Raw genomic sequence first — 14,397 nt, 5'->3', positions numbered from 1 at the left:
CACAGACACACGGCTCGATCGTCACAGTGACGTATTGGTTGCGGGATAAGGGTCGGCTCAGGAAGAGCTTCCGTCGCCTGCCTGCGTCTCCATCATTGTCACGATCCGTTCCAGATCTTCGACCGAGCCGAACTCGACAACGATCTTGCCCTTCCGCTTGCCGAGGCTCACCGTGACACGGGTGTCGAACGAGTTCGACAGCCGCTCGGCGACATCCTGAAGGCCCGGCATCTGGATCGGCTGCCGCTTGACCGGTGGGGTAGGAGAGGGGTCCTCGCGGTTGGCGAGAATCACCGCTTCCTCCGTTGCCCGTACCGACATGCCCTCGGCGACGATGCGGGCCGCCAGGGCCTCCTGCGCGTCGGCTCCGGCCTCGAGCGAGAGCAGTGCCCGCGCGTGTCCGGCAGACAGCACACCGGCCGCCACCCTCCGCTGCACCGGGATGGGGAGCTTGAGCAGCCGGATCATGTTCGTCACGACGGGACGGGAGCGTCCGATCCGGACCGCTAGCTCCTCGTGGGTGACCTCGAACTCCTCGAGTAGCTGCTGGTATGCGGCGGCCTCTTCGAGCGGGTTCAGCTGCACCCGGTGGATGTTCTCCAGCAGCGCGTCACGCAGCATCGAGTCGTCTGCGGTCTCACGGACGATCGCCGGGATCGCCTCGAGGCCCGCGATCTGGCTGGCCCGCCAACGACGCTCACCCATGACGAGCTGATACTGCTCGGAGCCCACCCTGCGGACCACGACCGGCTGCATCAGCCCGAACTCACGGATCGAGTGCACCAGCTCGGCGAGTGCCTCCTCGTCGAAGACCGAACGCGGCTGCTTGGGGTTCGGCTCGATCAGGTGCGGTGGGATCTCGTGGTATACCGCACCGGCGGGGGAGAGTTGTTCGTTACCGGTTCCCGCCGAGTCACCGGTTCCCGCCGATGGCGCCGGAGCCGGAGCGGTCCCGGCGGCGCCGTCCGTCACGACACTTTCCGTCACAGCGCCGTCCGTCACGGCGTTGTCGCGGACCGTTGTCTGACTTTCCGTTTCCCCCTGCGCCGGCTTAGACGTGGCTTCCGTCGCTGTTTCTGCGGGCGCTGTTTCTGCGGGCTCTGCGGGCGCGGCGGTCGCCGGAACGGAGGTTCCGATGATGAGATCCGCGGCTGCATCACCCAGCCCCGGGCCGCCGCCCGAGGGACCGGTGGGGATCAGTGCCGCCAGTCCTCGGCCGAGTCCTCCCTTGCGTGTCTGCGCCATCTCTACTGCTCCTGCGTCGTGGTAGTCATCCCGCGTGCCGCGAGTTCTCGGCCGGCGTCAAGATAGCTCAGCGCCCCCCGTGATCCGGGATCGTAGTCGAGGACGGTCATGCCGTAGCCGGGAGCCTCGGACACCTTGACCGACCGCGGAATCACGGCGCGCAGGACAGCGTCTCCAAAGTGGTTGCGCACCTCGTCGGCCACCTGATCGGCGAGCTTGGTCCGTGCGTCGTACATCGTCAGCAAGACAGTGGAAACGTGCAGCTCCCGGTTCAGGTGTGCCTGTACGAGTTCGATGTTTCGGAGTAGCTGCCCGACGCCCTCGAGCGCGTAGTACTCGCACTGGATCGGAATCAGCACCTCCTTCGCCGCGACCAACGCGTTGACGGTCAGCAGCCCCAGCGACGGTGGGCAGTCGATGAGGATGAAGTCCGCATCAACATCGGCGAGCGCCGCCTCGGACAACGCATTCTTGAGTCGGTTCTCGCGCGCCACCATCGACACGAGCTCGATCTCCGCGCCAGCCAGATCGATGGTCGCGGGAATGCAGTAGAGGCGGTCGCTGTGCGGGCTCTGCTGGATCGCTTCCTTCGCGGTCACCTCGCCGAGGAGTAGTTCGTAGCTCGACGGCGTTCCCGACGTGTGCGGGATGCCGAGCGCGGTGCTCGCGTTGCCCTGCGGATCGAGATCGACGACCAGGACAGTCAGCCCCTGGACCGCGAGCGCCGCTGCCAGATTGACCGTCGAGGTCGTCTTACCGACACCGCCCTTCTGGTTGGCGACCGTGAACACGCGACGCTGCGGCGGCTTGGGCAGAGTGGCCGCCCCGGGGTGGAGCACCTGACTTGCCCGCTGCGCGGCGGCCCCTATCGGGGTGTCCGCAAGAGAAACTTCTTCGTAGGGGGCATGGGTGAAGTCTTGATCTCGACTGTCGTTCATCGAGTCCGTCGGGGTTGCAGTTTCACGTGAAACGGCGGATTCAGCTCCAGCCGACATCTATTGCTCCTTCACTTGATGACTTCGCATGACGCAATTCTCAACTATCAAAGCCTCGAGTCCCCGTAGCCTCGCGGTGCCGGCGATTGTGGCGTGCGACGCGTTCTGCTCGAACCACGATCGTCGGCACCGGCAACACACCACCACCACACTCGACCACCTCGAGCTTGCCGGCCCCCAACCGGGCGAGGGATGCACGATCCCGGGAAACCTCCTCCGCCGCACTCGAACCCTTCACCGCCAACATCCTCCCACCCACACGCACCAACGGCAGCGACCACCGCACCAACCGCTCCAACGGCGCCACCGCACGAGAGGTCACCACGTCGGCGCCACCCACCTCCTTCACCACCCCCGCCTGCTCCGCCCGCCCCCGCACGACCCGTACATTCGACAACCCGGCCGCATCCACGAACTCCTGCAAGTACACCGACCGACGCAACAACGACTCCACCAACGTCACCTGCACATCCGGACGCGCAATCGCCAACGGAATCCCCGGCAACCCCGCCCCCGACCCCACATCCACCACCGTCTCGCCGACCCCCACCAGCTCACCCAACACCGCGCAGTTGAGCACATGCCGCACCCACAACCGCGGCACCTCACGCGGACCGATCAGTCCCCGCTCCACACCATCGGACGCCAACGACGCGTGATACGCCCGCGCCAACCCCACCCGATCACCGAACACCCGCCCCGCCGCACCGACAACGTCCCACTGCTCATCAACCAGTTCCACGTGAAACATCCTTCCCAACCCACCACCCCACAACCAACCCGGAAACCGGGCTCACACACTGACACCCGTCCTTCTCGCTAGCGACCCCCGGGGGAGGGAGGCTTCGGACCTGAAGACCTCACGGGTCCTGGAAGTTCCACGTGAAACAGTTCCACGTGAAACAAGCCGTCGGACCGAGGTGCAGGCCCCTCCCGCAGACGCGGTCAGGACGCGCTTCGGGGTGCCGCTGGCGGTGATGCCATGAACACAACCTCGCACGAGTGTTTCACGTGAATCACGGGCCGCGCCGGAGACTGTCCGGGCTCACCTCATGGCACGGATTGTGTATGGCGACGACAGAATGGGGCACAGGTCCTTGGGCCCGGAATGCTGCCCCGAAGGCGGACCCACGAATGGGTATCGCAGCTGGCCAACTCGCCGTCACAGTGACGAATTCTATTGGTGCCCCGGGCATGGGGGACATCGCGTCCCAGAATGATGCCAACGGCGATCTAGAGTTTCTTTTCGCCGTGCGTCGTGATTCGCGTGAAACATCGATCGGACCGACGCCACCCGTTGGAAGACTGGCCTGCTGTGAAGTCACCACTACACGAGACTGAGAAACCGGGGAAGGGACCGTGGCGGCTTCTCTGGCGGACCCGCCGACCGGAATCGGTTACACCCAGACGCCGAATCCTGGTCGTGATGCATCCGAAGGCTCGGCCTCGTCCTCGTGGATATCGGCGCGGATTGACTGGAAGGAGTAGGGGTTCACGGTCACGGTGTCAGCGCCGACCGCGATGGCGATGGTGCGCGACGCGTTCTGCTCGAACCACGATCGTCGGCACCGGCAACACACCACCACCACACTCGACCACCTCGAGCTTGCCGGCCCCCAACCGGGCGAGGGATGCACGATCCCGGGAAACCTCCTCCGCCGCACTCGAACCCTTCACCGCCAACATCCTCCCACCCACACGCACCAACGGCAGCGACCACCGCACCAACCGCTCCAACGGCGCCACCGCACGAGAGGTCACCACGTCGGCGCCACCCACCTCCTTCACCACCCCCGCCTGCTCCGCCCGCCCCCGCACGACCCGTACATTCGACAACCCGGCCGCATCCACGAACTCCTGCAAGTACACCGACCGACGCAACAACGACTCCACCAACGTCACCTGCACATCCGGACGCGCAATCGCCAACGGAATCCCCGGCAACCCCGCCCCCGACCCCACATCCACCACCGTCTCGCCGACCCCCACCAGCTCACCCAACACCGCGCAGTTGAGCACATGCCGCACCCACAACCGCGGCACCTCACGCGGACCGATCAGTCCCCGCTCCACACCATCGGACGCCAACGACGCGTGATACGCCCGCGCCAACCCCACCCGATCACCGAACACCCGCCCCGCCGCACCGACAACGTCCCACTGCTCATCAACCAGTTCCACGTGAAACATCCTTCCCAACCCACCACCCCACAACAACAAGAGAGGGCCTCGGGTCCAGTCTCACGACTGGGGACCCGAGGCCCTTGGCTCGGACGAGCGGGCGTGCGTCAGTCCTTGAGGATGACGACGCGTCGGTTCGGCTCGACACCTTCGCTCTCACTGGAGACGCCGTCGACACTCGCAACGGCGTCGTGCACGATCTTGCGTTCGAACGGCGTCATCGCCGCCATTTCCTCGCGTTCACCGGAAGCGAGCACCCGCTCGGCCGCAGCCTTGCCAAGTGAGCTGAGTTCTGTGCGGCGGCCGGCGCGCCAGCCCGCTACGTCGAGCATCAGACGGCTGCGCACCCCGGTGGACTGTTGGACCGCGAGCCGCGTCAGCTCCTGCAGCGCGTCGAGAACTTCACCCTTGCGGCCGACCAGCTTCGACAGATCCTTGCCACCGTCGATGCTCACGACCGCGCGATCGCCCTCGACATCGAGGTCGATGTCGCCGTCAAAATCCAGAATGTCGAGTAATTGTTCGAGGTAGTCTCCTGCGATCTCACCCTCCTCGATCAGATCGTCCTCGACCTCGGTGTCCGCCGTCTGATCGGCATTCTGAGTCTCGAGTGCCACATCCGTGCCCTCTCCGCTCTCCCCGTCCCGGGCAGTGTCCTGCTCACTGGTCATCGTCGTTCTCTCTTCTCGAGGTCAGCGCCGCTTGCGCTTGTTGCTCCTGGGGCGATTGGTGGACGGCCGCGGCTTGGGAGGCCGGGGCGTCGAGCCGTCCCCGTTCGTGCTCTCGCCGGACGCGTCGGCGCTCTCGGTCTTGTCCTCAGTTCCCTGGTCCGTGGCTCCCTTGTCGGCTGCCTTGTCCTTGGCTCCGGACTCCGGGTTGACGGCGGGGGAGGATTTCTGTGGGGCCTGCCGCTTTCGCTTGTCTCTCGTGGGCCGAGCCCCGGGCTTGGGCGCGGTGTCTGCGCGGCGCTCCATCGCGGCTTGCTTCTTGGCGCTCTCCTCCGCGTCGATCCGCCGGAACACGATGTGCTGCTGTGCGTACGTCCAGATGTTGTTCGCCACCCAGTACAGCAGGATTGCGATCATCAGGAAGGGGCCACCGACGAGGACACCGAGCGGGAACACCCACAGCGCGAGCTTGTTCATGATCGCGGACTGCGGGTTCGCTGCGGCCGCGGGGCTCTGGCGTGCCACCGACGCTCGCGAGTTGAAGTGCGTGGCAACCGACGCGAGGATCATGAGCGGAATGGAAACGGCCGCAATGTTCGCGACAGAAGGCACCGTGCCGTAGGCACCGAACGACTCGAGTGTCTCCCTCGGCATCGTGATGAACGAGGAGATCGGAGCGCCGAACAGGCGCGCACTCAGGAACGACTGGACGTCGTCAGCGCTGAAGAAGTAGTTCGGGGTGTTCGCATTCTCTTCCACCGACATCCCGAGCCCACCGAAGCCGGTACCGGTGCGGTTGAACGAGCGCAGGACGTGGAACAGACCGATGAACACCGGGGCCTGCAACAGAACGGGCAGGCAGCCCATCACCGGATTGAAACCGTGCTCCTTCTGGAGCTTCTGCATCTCCACCGCCATGCGCTGGCGGTCCTTCGAGTACTTCTTCTGCAACGCCTTGATCTGCGGCTGCAACTCCTGCATCTGCCGCGTCGTACGCACCTGCCTGACGAAGGGCTTGTAAAGGATGGCGCGCAGCGTGAACACCAGGAACATCACCGACAACGCCCACGCGAAACCGTTATCGGCACCGAGAACGGCTCCGAACACCTTGTGCCAGACCCATAGGATCCCGGACACCGGATAGTAAATGAAGTCGAGCACGGCTCTAAGCACTCCTCTGTTCGTCCACGTTCACCACACCGTGGTGTTGGGCAGGTTCTGGGCGAGCGCGGCGCGTCATTCCCGACTCACATGGTGGAGATGCCGACCTCGACGTTCGGGGACGGGGTCCCACCCACCAGGGTGCCAGGGCGCGCACTTCACGAGTCGCACCACGGTGAGCGCCGAACCCTTGATCGCACCGTGCGTGCGTAGCGCGTCGACCGCGTACTCACTGCAGGTCGGCGTGAACCGACACGTCGGCAGTCGCAGAGGGGACACGTAGGTTCGGTACAGCTCGATCAGAAAGATCAGGACGCGCGCGGGAAGACTTCGCAGCGACGTCAAGAGGTTCGCCGCGAACAGCGAAGAGCGCGAACCAGATTCGGCTCGCGCGACGTCGTGTTCGTTGCTCATACCGGATCGCCTTCGCCAGCCAACAGATCCAGCTTTCGGAGCACGGATCGCAGCTGTTTGTCGAGTTCCCGGGAACTTGCGGTTGCCGATCCCGGCAACGCGCGGATCACCACGTCGGTGTCGACCGGAACGGCGTCGATCAACCCGGCGCAGATATGACGAAACCGGCGGGCGACTCTATGCCGAATCACCGCCGGCCCGACAGCCTTGCTTACGACGAGCCCGAAACGGGGCCCATTGACACTCACCAACGAGTCTGCTGCTTCACGCTCCAGGGCGTGAACAACGAGATCTCGCCTGCCCATTCGACGCCCACCACGCACCGTCGCGGAGAAGTCCGCGCTGCGGCGAAGGCGATACGGCTCAGGTAACACCCCGAGCTCCCGGAAGCAGGTTCGGAATCAGGCGGTGAGCGAAGCGCGGCCCTTGCGGCGACGCGCCGAAACAATTGCGCGGCCCGCGCGGGTCCGCATACGGAGACGGAAGCCGTGAACGCGCGCGCGGCGGCGATTGTTCGGCTGGAACGTCCGCTTGCCCTTGGCCACGGTCAACACTCCTCGAAGTTCTGACGCCAGTCGGCATCGGTCTTACATTGAACGGAAACTTGGTGATCACACGATGGGACCTGGGCACCGACCTCCGGCCAGCACGTATCCTTCACCATTGGGTGACTGTTCGAGGGTACTGACACGCTCGAGTGAGGTCAAACCGAGATCGGCCCCCAACGGCGCGAGTGACACGCCTCGATCGCCCGGATCCTTGCAACGAGGGGGCCTCTGTGCGGTCCGCGCGATCGATTTCCATCAAATCCTCGGGAATTGCTGTAAACCAACCTCCTGGTTGCTACCGTCCCTGCATGGCACAGCCACAGGTTCCGGCGCTCGCGCTGCGACATGGACGTCGTGTGGCGCGCGGCAGCAATCCCCGACCGCGGCACGAGAACCGCGTCTGCACGAGAACCAACACTCGCGCGCGTGGACCGAACCGACGCGGGTAGCATCGAAACTTCTTCATTCACCAGAGCGTTCCGCCAGGTGAGGGCCTAGAGGGCTTCGAAAGGCTCGGGTCCGGACCCGCAAACCCCCATCTCGGGCGTTGTCCACATCTGTGGATAATTATGTGGAAACACAGTTCGGGTGGCATATTCGTTGCCCAGTAGGGGGTTCGGCCTCTCCGGGGGAGCTCATTCGACAGACGACCGCGACCAACAGACGACCTGGGGCCGGGCCGGCGCAGGCTCGGGGAGGACATACAGTGAACGACGATCCGAACGCCTTGGCGAATGTCTGGCGCGACGTCGTTGCAGAGCTGACCTCCGGCTCCGAGGACACCGCCCTGACCAAGGCCCAGAAGGCGTGGCTCGCACTGGTCAGGCCGCTGACATATGCGCAGGGCTTCGCGCTGCTGTCGGTGCCGTCGCCGCTCGCGCAGGAAGCGATCGAGCGAGACCTGCGGGAACCGATTCTGCGGGCACTCAACCTGCACCTTGGCCAGAGGGTCGAGGGCCTCGGAGTGCGCATCGCCGCACCCGACGACACCGATGAGCGGAACGTGCCGGCGAAGGCCGACGACGCCGAGTCTGTATCCAGAGATTCGGGACCCAGAGATTCGGGACCCAGAGATTCGGTGTCCACGGAAGCGGTGTCCAGGGAAGTGGCTTCCCGGGAATCCGCTTCTCGAGAACCCGGGTCTCGAGAACCAGGCCCAGGCGCAGTCCACGGTTCGGAGCATTCTCAGTACCCGGGCACTACCGTCACCGATGACCCCGGCCCGCTTCGCCGAAGTCACCCGGCTATGGGTGCGGCCGAAGCCGCAGTGGCAGACCAGGCCGAGCAGGAGGAGGTCGACGACGAGCGGGCAGCGATCGACAGCGTCCACGAGTCGTGGCCGTCCTACTTCACGCAGCCGCCGAAGGGGCCGTCGGCCGAATCCTCGGGTGGCAACAGTCTGAATTCGAAGTACACGTTCGACACGTTCGTCATCGGCGCCTCGAACCGATTCGCCCACGCGGCGGCGGTCGCGATCGCGGAGGCACCGGCGCGCGCCTACAACCCGCTGTTCATCTGGGGTGCGTCGGGCTTGGGTAAGACCCATCTCCTGCATGCCGCCGGCCACTACGCACAGCGCCTGTTCCCGGGGATGCGGGTCAAGTACGTCTCCACCGAGGAGTTCACGAACGACTTCATCAACAGCCTTCGTGACGACCGCAAGGTTGCGTTCAAGCGCCGCTACCGTGAGACCGACATCCTGCTCGTCGACGACATCCAGTTCATCGAGGGCAAGGAAGGTATCCAGGAAGAGTTCTTCCACACCTTCAACACGCTGCACAACGCGAACAAGCAGATCGTGGTGTCGTCGGACCGGCCGCCGAAGCAACTGGCCACCCTGGAGGAGAGGTTGCGCACTCGCTTCGAGTGGGGCCTCATCACCGACGTCCAGCCGCCCGAACTCGAGACTCGGATCGCGATCCTGTCGAAGAAGGCGCGGATGGACCGACTGGACGTCCCGTACGACGTCCTCGAGTTGATCGCCAGTCGGATCGAGCGCAACATCCGCGAACTCGAGGGTGCATTGATTCGAGTGACGGCGTTCGCGTCACTCAACCGACAGGCACTCGACCTCAAGCTCGCCGAGGTCGTGCTGCGTGACCTGATGCCCGATTCGGCGGCACTCGAGATCAATGCCTCCACGATCATGGCGGTGACGGCCGAGTACTTCAACACGTCGATCGACGACCTGTGTGGCCCCGGCAAGGCTCGTCCGCTCGCGCAGGCTCGCCAGATCGCGATGTACCTGTGCCGTGAACTCACCGATCTATCCCTGCCGAAGATCGGACAGACGTTCGGCAGGGATCACACCACGGTCATGTACGCGGACAAGAAGATCCGCAAGGAGATGACCGAGCGCCGCAAGGTGTACGACCAGGTCCAGGAGCTAACGGCTCGGATCAAGCAACGCTCCAAGAGCTGAGAGTTCAGCTGATCGTTCGGGCGCCTCGAGACATCCTCGAGGCGCCCGAACTGCATCCGGCGTCCAAATCTGCGCGAGAACGCCGTACGGCTTCGCTTTTTCCCGGGCACTCGAGAAAGGAATTCCATTGAACTCACACCTGTGGATAGGCGTGTGTATAAGCTGTGATCGCTGTGGAGAACGGTAGGACAACTTTGAGCCATCTCGAGATGTCCACACCCGCGCCGGATTTGTCCTCGAGAACGTCCTCGAGAACTCCCCATGCCTCGAGCGGTCGCGACCAGCGGTTGCTCGCCTCGATCCACAGATTCCACAGTGCCTATTACTACGATTTAAATCTTCTCGAGAGAGATCCCTTAAGAACAGGGCTTGTGAACATCCGGCGCAGGCCGCCTGTTCATGCACGCTCGAGGTCTCTCGAGGAGTCGACACTGGCTTTCCAACACGATGCCCGAACGCATACGGTGTCCCCTGGTCGTTGTGTCAGACTGCTAGCGCAGCCGTTGCCGACCCGTCCATGCCTACCGAGAGGAACACCTGAGCGATGGAGCTTGGAAGCATGAAGTTTCGCGTTGCTCGGGAGGACTTCGCCGACTCCGTGGCATGGGTCGCGCGCAGCCTGCCGTCTCGGCCGCCGGTACCAGTGCTCGGCGGTGTACTGCTCGGTGCCGACGATCAGGGGCTGACCGTCTCCGGCTTCGACTACGAGGTCTCCGCGCAGGTCCGCGTCTCCGCTGAGGTCGCCGGCACCGGCCAGGTGCTCGTGTCCGGAAAACTGCTCGCCGACATCACTCGAGCGCTACCCAACAAGCCGGTCGATGTGACCGTCGACGGCACCCATGTGCTCATCACCTGCGGTAGCGCCAAGTTCTCGCTGCCGACCATGCCAGTCGAGGATTACCCGCAGCTGCCCGCGATGCCGCAGCAGACCGGCTCGCTGCCCGTGGATCTGTTCGCCGAGGCCGTCGGCCAGGTCGCCGTTGCCGCCGGCAAGGACGACACTCTGCCCATGCTCACCGGTATCCGCGTCGAGATCGAGGGCACCAATGTCGTGCTGGCCGCCACCGACCGATTCCGACTCGCGGTCCGCCGACTCGAGTGGATGCCGACCGCGGGTGACACCTCGGCCGCGGTGCTCGTTCCGGCCAAGACACTGTCCGAATCCGCGAAAACCCTCGGCGGAAGCACGCTCTCACCGGTCGAACTGGCACTCGGCGCCGGTTCATCGGTCGGTACGGAGGGCATGCTCGGCATCGTCGCCGACGGCCGCCGCACCACGACGCGGCTGCTCGACGCCGAGTTCCCGAAGTTCCGGCAGTTGCTGCCGGCCGAGCACACCGCGATGGCGACCGTGGAGGTCACGCCGCTCGTCGAGGCGATCAAGCGCGTGGCTCTCGTCGCCGAGCGTGGCGCCCAGGTGCGACTGGAGTTCAACGACAACGGCCTGCTGCTTTCCGCTGGTGGGGACGACGCCGGTCGCGCCGAGGAGTCCCTCGAGGCCGACTTCCAGGGTGAGCCGCTGACGATTGCCTTCAACCCGGGCTACCTCATCGACGGTTTGACATCGTTGCATTCGGACCGTGTGTCCTTTGGCTTCACCACCTCGAGCCGACCCGCGGTGCTGCGGCCGGTCACCGAGGAAGAGCCCGTGCAAGGCGAGTCCGGTACCTTCCCGGCCCCCGACAGCGAGTACACCTACCTGCTGATGCCGGTGCGTCTGCCGGGCTGACGGGCGTCGACCGGTAGTTGGAGGAGGCCGCGAAGCGAGCTCGAATCACCACTAGTGGAGGGACATCTCACGATGCAGCTCGGACTGGTCGGACTCGGCAAGATGGGCTTCAACATGCGCGCGCGGCTGCGGGATCGGGGCCACGAGGTCGTCGGCTACGATCCTCGCCCCGAGGTCACGGACGTCGGCTCCCTCACCGAGTTGGTGGCGTCGCTGACCACACCCCGGCTCGTGTGGGTGATGGTGCCGGCCGGGAAGATCACTCGAGACACGATCAGCGAGCTGGCATCCGTACTCGAGACCGGGGATCTGGTGATAGACGGCGGGAACTCCCGCTACACCGACGATCGCGGCCACGCGGACCTTCTCGCCGCCTCCGGCGTCGGCTACCTGGACTGCGGTGTCTCCGGGGGAATCTGGGGGCTCGACGAGGGATACGGCCTGATGGTCGGAGGCTCGGACGCGGACGTCCAGCGGGCGATGCCGATCTTCGACGCACTGCGTCCCGAGGGCGAACGTGCCGGAGGTTTCGTCCACGCCGGTCCGGTCGGGGCCGGTCACTACGCCAAGATGGTCCACAACGGCGTCGAGTATGGGCTCATGCAGGCCTACGCCGAGGGTTACGAGCTCCTCGAGGCCGAGGACCTGGTCACCGATGTCCACGGCGTGCTGCAGGCGTGGACGCACGGCACTGTCGTGCGGTCCTGGCTGCTCGAGCTGCTGGTGAAGGCGCTCGCCGAGGATCCCGGGTTCGAGGAGATTTCCGGGTACACAGAGGATTCCGGCGAGGGACGGTGGACGGTGCGGGAAGCTCTGGATCATGCAGTCCCGGCGCCGGTCATGTCGGCGGCACTGTTCGCGCGCTTCGCGTCCCGGCAGCCGGACGCACCGGCGATGAAGGCGGTGTCGGCGCTGCGCAATCAGTTCGGCGGGCATTCCGTCCGGCCGGCCCGACAGCCAAACACAACACAGTCGGGAACGGTGACCGAAACCTAGTGTTCGTTCGCAAGTTCTCTCTGCGCGACTTCCGGTCGTGGGACGCCGTCACAGTCGACCTCGCGCCCGGTTGCACTGTGTTCGTCGGACGCAACGGGCACGGCAAGACCAATCTGCTCGAGGCGCTGGGCTACCTGTCGGCGCTGTCGTCGCACCGGGTGGCGAGCGACGCACCGCTGATCCGTGTGGGAGCGGCCCAGGCGTACGTGGGAGCGCTCGTGGTCAATCAGGGCCGAGAACTGGGCGTCGACGTCGAGATCAACGACGGTAGGGCCAACCGTGCCAGGATCAATCAGTCGCCCACGGGTCGCCCGCGGGAGATCATGGGCATCCTGCAGACGGTGTTGTTCGCGCCGGAGGATCTGTCGCTCGTGCGCGGCGACCCGGGGGACCGCCGGCGCTTCCTCGACGAACTGCTGACTTCCCGGATACCTCGCATGGCCGCGGTCCGGATCGACTACGACAAGGTGCTGCGGCAACGGTCGGCACTGCTCAAGACCGCGAGCGGTGCGCTCCGCCGGGGATCTCGGTCGTCCGAGGGGGCGAGCGCCCTTGCGACCCTCGACGTCTGGGATGGTCATCTGGCCGCGCATGGTGCCCAATTGCTCGAGGCACGTCTACGCCTGGTGCATGACCTGGCCCCGCACCTGGTGACGGCTTACCGGTCGCTGGCTCCCGAGTCACGTCCGGCGTCGGTGCGCTACCGCAGCAGCCTGGGGGACTCGCTTCCGCTCGAGCTTCTCGATCCGGCACGGAAACCCGAGCGCGACGACGTCGCACTATTGGAGGCGAGTTTCCTCCACGAACTGTCGGTGATGCGGTCGAGGGAGATCGAGCGTGGGGTGTGCCTGGTCGGCCCGCACCGCGATGACCTGGAACTGTACCTTGGTGATCAGCCCGCGAAAGGTTTTGCAAGTCATGGGGAATCGTGGTCATTCACGTTATCGATGCGGTTGGGTGCATTCTTCCTGCTGCGCGCGGACGGTGGCGATCCGGTCCTGATGCTCGACGACGTTTTCGCGGAGCTGGACGGTAAGCGCCGGAGCGCGCTCGCGGAGATCGCCGCCGGGGCCGAGCAGGTCCTCATCACGGCAGCGGTGCCCGAGGACGTGCCCGACGAGCTGTCCGCCACCCGGTTCGGCGTTGCGGCCCACGACACCGAGCGAGGACGGATATCACTGATCACCCGTATGGATGGCCCATCACAGTGGGAGGTGACCGATGACCGAAGAGCAGCCCGAGACGGAGGGCCCCGACTCGAAGGGCCCTGAGCTGAAGGGCATAGACCTGGCCCGGCGTGCGCTGGAGGAGGCGCGGGCGGCCGCGAAGGCCAGCGGCAAGTCGGTGGGGCAGGGGAGGGCGTCGCCCCGGACCGGCGGTATTCGTGCCTTGCGGTCACGTCGGCGGTCGTGGTCCGGCGCGGGTCCAGACGACCGCGACCCACAGCCGTTCGGTGTGGTCGCCGGCGCCGTCGCCAAGCAGCGCGGCTGGTCGGCGCGGGTGTCGGAGGGCACCGTGATCGGGCGCTGGGCGGATGTCGTGGGGCCGGATATTGCATCCCACGCCGAGCCGACGGGCCTGCGGGAAGGGGTGCTGAGCGTGTCGGCGGAATCGACGGCATGGGCGACGCAGCTGCGCATGATGCAGTCGGAAATCCTCGAGAAGATTGCTGCGGCGGTCGGGCAGGGCGTCGTCAAGTCGCTGCGGATCACAGGCCCTACTGCGCCGAGCTGGCGAAAGGGCGAACGGCACATCCCGGGCCGTGGCCCGCGTGACACCTACGGCTGATCCGGGCGAGCAGGACAAGGCCGAGTAGTAGACAAGGCCGAGTAGTAGACAAGGCCGAGTAGTAAAGGACAGCGCTCCGACGAGTGCCTCTCGAGCGATTCACTCACCGGAGGCCGAGAAATCGCGCCTACGGGGCTGTCAGGGGTGTGTTAGGTGCCCTGTATGTCGTACCTACAAGTAAGATGGTCGGGTAACTAGCGGCGAATCTTGACGCACCGCTCGCAGGGCGCGGTGGCCACACACCGTCTGG

General features: G+C 65.4%; 14 protein-coding genes. 5 read left to right on the top strand and 9 right to left on the bottom strand.

The annotated features are described in order from the left end of the window. Positions 1–57: 57 nt before the first annotated feature. The 9 genes from EF834_RS12080 to rpmH form a co-directional block, all read right to left on the bottom strand. Entirely contained in the window at positions 58–1,245 is a 1,188-nt protein-coding gene (locus tag EF834_RS12080) for a ParB/RepB/Spo0J family partition protein (RefSeq protein ID WP_127947478.1), read from the bottom strand. Between the two features lie 2 nt (positions 1,246–1,247). Beyond that, on the bottom strand, positions 1,248–2,240 hold the full coding sequence (locus EF834_RS12075) for a ParA family protein (protein ID WP_127947477.1): 993 nt from the start codon (positions 2,238–2,240) through the stop codon (positions 1,248–1,250). Positions 2,241–2,280: 40 nt separating this feature from the next. Beyond that, positions 2,281–2,991, bottom strand: a complete 711-nt coding sequence (gene rsmG, locus EF834_RS12070; protein WP_127947476.1) for a 16S rRNA (guanine(527)-N(7))-methyltransferase RsmG — start codon at positions 2,989–2,991, stop codon at positions 2,281–2,283. 755 nt (positions 2,992–3,746) lie between these two features. Further along, complete coding sequence (gene rsmG, locus EF834_RS12065) at positions 3,747–4,430, bottom strand: 16S rRNA (guanine(527)-N(7))-methyltransferase RsmG (protein ID WP_127947475.1); 684 nt, start codon at positions 4,428–4,430, stop codon at positions 3,747–3,749. A 98-nt stretch (positions 4,431–4,528) separates the two neighbouring features. After that, positions 4,529–5,092: a Jag family protein gene (locus tag EF834_RS12060; protein ID WP_127947474.1), complete on the bottom strand. Its 564-nt coding sequence runs from the start codon at positions 5,090–5,092 to the stop codon at positions 4,529–4,531. Between the two features lie 21 nt (positions 5,093–5,113). After that, positions 5,114–6,250, bottom strand: coding sequence for a membrane protein insertase YidC (gene yidC, locus EF834_RS12055; RefSeq protein WP_127947473.1), 1,137 nt, complete (start codon positions 6,248–6,250; stop codon positions 5,114–5,116). A gap of 75 nt (positions 6,251–6,325) precedes the next feature. Continuing rightward, positions 6,326–6,664 (bottom strand): membrane protein insertion efficiency factor YidD, encoded by a 339-nt coding sequence (gene yidD, locus EF834_RS12050; protein WP_127947472.1) that lies wholly within the window; start codon positions 6,662–6,664, stop codon positions 6,326–6,328. Further along, on the bottom strand, positions 6,661–7,038 hold the full coding sequence (gene rnpA / locus EF834_RS12045) for a ribonuclease P protein component (protein ID WP_127947471.1): 378 nt from the start codon (positions 7,036–7,038) through the stop codon (positions 6,661–6,663). The genes yidD and rnpA overlap by 4 nt, the downstream gene beginning before the upstream one ends. Before the next feature lie 27 nt (positions 7,039–7,065). After that, the gene (gene rpmH, locus EF834_RS12040) at positions 7,066–7,209 is read right to left on the bottom strand and encodes a 50S ribosomal protein L34 (protein WP_006550910.1); all 144 of its coding nucleotides are present in this window, start codon (positions 7,207–7,209) and stop codon (positions 7,066–7,068) included. Positions 7,210–7,918: 709 nt separating this feature from the next. On the opposite strand from rpmH, the gene dnaA reads away from it, so the two are divergent. From dnaA to EF834_RS12015, 5 genes are all read left to right on the top strand, one after another. Further along, positions 7,919–9,634 carry a chromosomal replication initiator protein DnaA gene (gene dnaA, locus EF834_RS12035; RefSeq protein ID WP_127947470.1) on the top strand — a complete coding sequence of 572 codons (1,716 nt, stop codon included), beginning with the start codon at positions 7,919–7,921 and terminating at the stop codon, positions 9,632–9,634. 544 nt (positions 9,635–10,178) lie between these two features. Continuing rightward, positions 10,179–11,363 (top strand): DNA polymerase III subunit beta, encoded by a 1,185-nt coding sequence (gene dnaN / locus EF834_RS12030; protein WP_127947469.1) that lies wholly within the window; start codon positions 10,179–10,181, stop codon positions 11,361–11,363. Positions 11,364–11,435: 72 nt separating this feature from the next. Continuing rightward, a complete protein-coding gene (gnd, locus tag EF834_RS12025) occupies positions 11,436–12,359 on the top strand; it encodes a phosphogluconate dehydrogenase (NAD(+)-dependent, decarboxylating) (RefSeq protein ID WP_127947468.1) in 924 nt (307 codons plus the stop codon). Continuing rightward, entirely contained in the window at positions 12,359–13,630 is a 1,272-nt protein-coding gene (gene recF / locus EF834_RS12020; protein ID WP_127947467.1) for a DNA replication/repair protein RecF, read from the top strand. The genes gnd and recF overlap by 1 nt, the downstream gene beginning before the upstream one ends. Next, positions 13,581–14,147 (top strand): DUF721 family protein, encoded by a 567-nt coding sequence (locus tag EF834_RS12015; protein WP_127947466.1) that lies wholly within the window; start codon positions 13,581–13,583, stop codon positions 14,145–14,147. The genes recF and EF834_RS12015 overlap by 50 nt, the downstream gene beginning before the upstream one ends. Positions 14,148–14,397 lie beyond the last annotated feature (250 nt).

This window comes from Rhodococcus spongiicola (assembly GCF_004011835.1).
GTDB lineage: Bacteria > Actinomycetota > Actinomycetes > Mycobacteriales > Mycobacteriaceae > Prescottella > Prescottella spongiicola.
Note: the sequence above shows the minus strand (reverse complement) of the source record. Positions and strands in the feature narration are given on the sequence as shown.

Excerpts from the sequence above, each read along its gene's own strand:
- dnaN (WP_127947469.1), top strand. The coding sequence starts at position 10,179 with ATGGAGCTTGGAAGCATGAAGTTTCGCGTTGCTCGGGAGGACTTCGCC.
- rsmG (WP_127947476.1), bottom strand. The coding sequence starts at position 2,991 with ATGTTTCACGTGGAACTGGTTGATGAGCAGTGGGACGTTGTCGGTGCG.
- EF834_RS12080 (WP_127947478.1), bottom strand. The coding sequence starts at position 1,245 with ATGGCGCAGACACGCAAGGGAGGACTCGGCCGAGGACTGGCGGCACTG.
- gnd (WP_127947468.1), top strand. The coding sequence starts at position 11,436 with ATGCAGCTCGGACTGGTCGGACTCGGCAAGATGGGCTTCAACATGCGC.
- rsmG (WP_127947475.1), bottom strand. The coding sequence starts at position 4,430 with ATGTTTCACGTGGAACTGGTTGATGAGCAGTGGGACGTTGTCGGTGCG.
- EF834_RS12075 (WP_127947477.1), bottom strand. The coding sequence starts at position 2,240 with ATGTCGGCTGGAGCTGAATCCGCCGTTTCACGTGAAACTGCAACCCCG.
- yidD (WP_127947472.1), bottom strand. The coding sequence starts at position 6,664 with ATGAGCAACGAACACGACGTCGCGCGAGCCGAATCTGGTTCGCGCTCT.
- EF834_RS12060 (WP_127947474.1), bottom strand. The coding sequence starts at position 5,092 with ATGACCAGTGAGCAGGACACTGCCCGGGACGGGGAGAGCGGAGAGGGC.
- EF834_RS12015 (WP_127947466.1), top strand. The coding sequence starts at position 13,581 with ATGACCGAAGAGCAGCCCGAGACGGAGGGCCCCGACTCGAAGGGCCCT.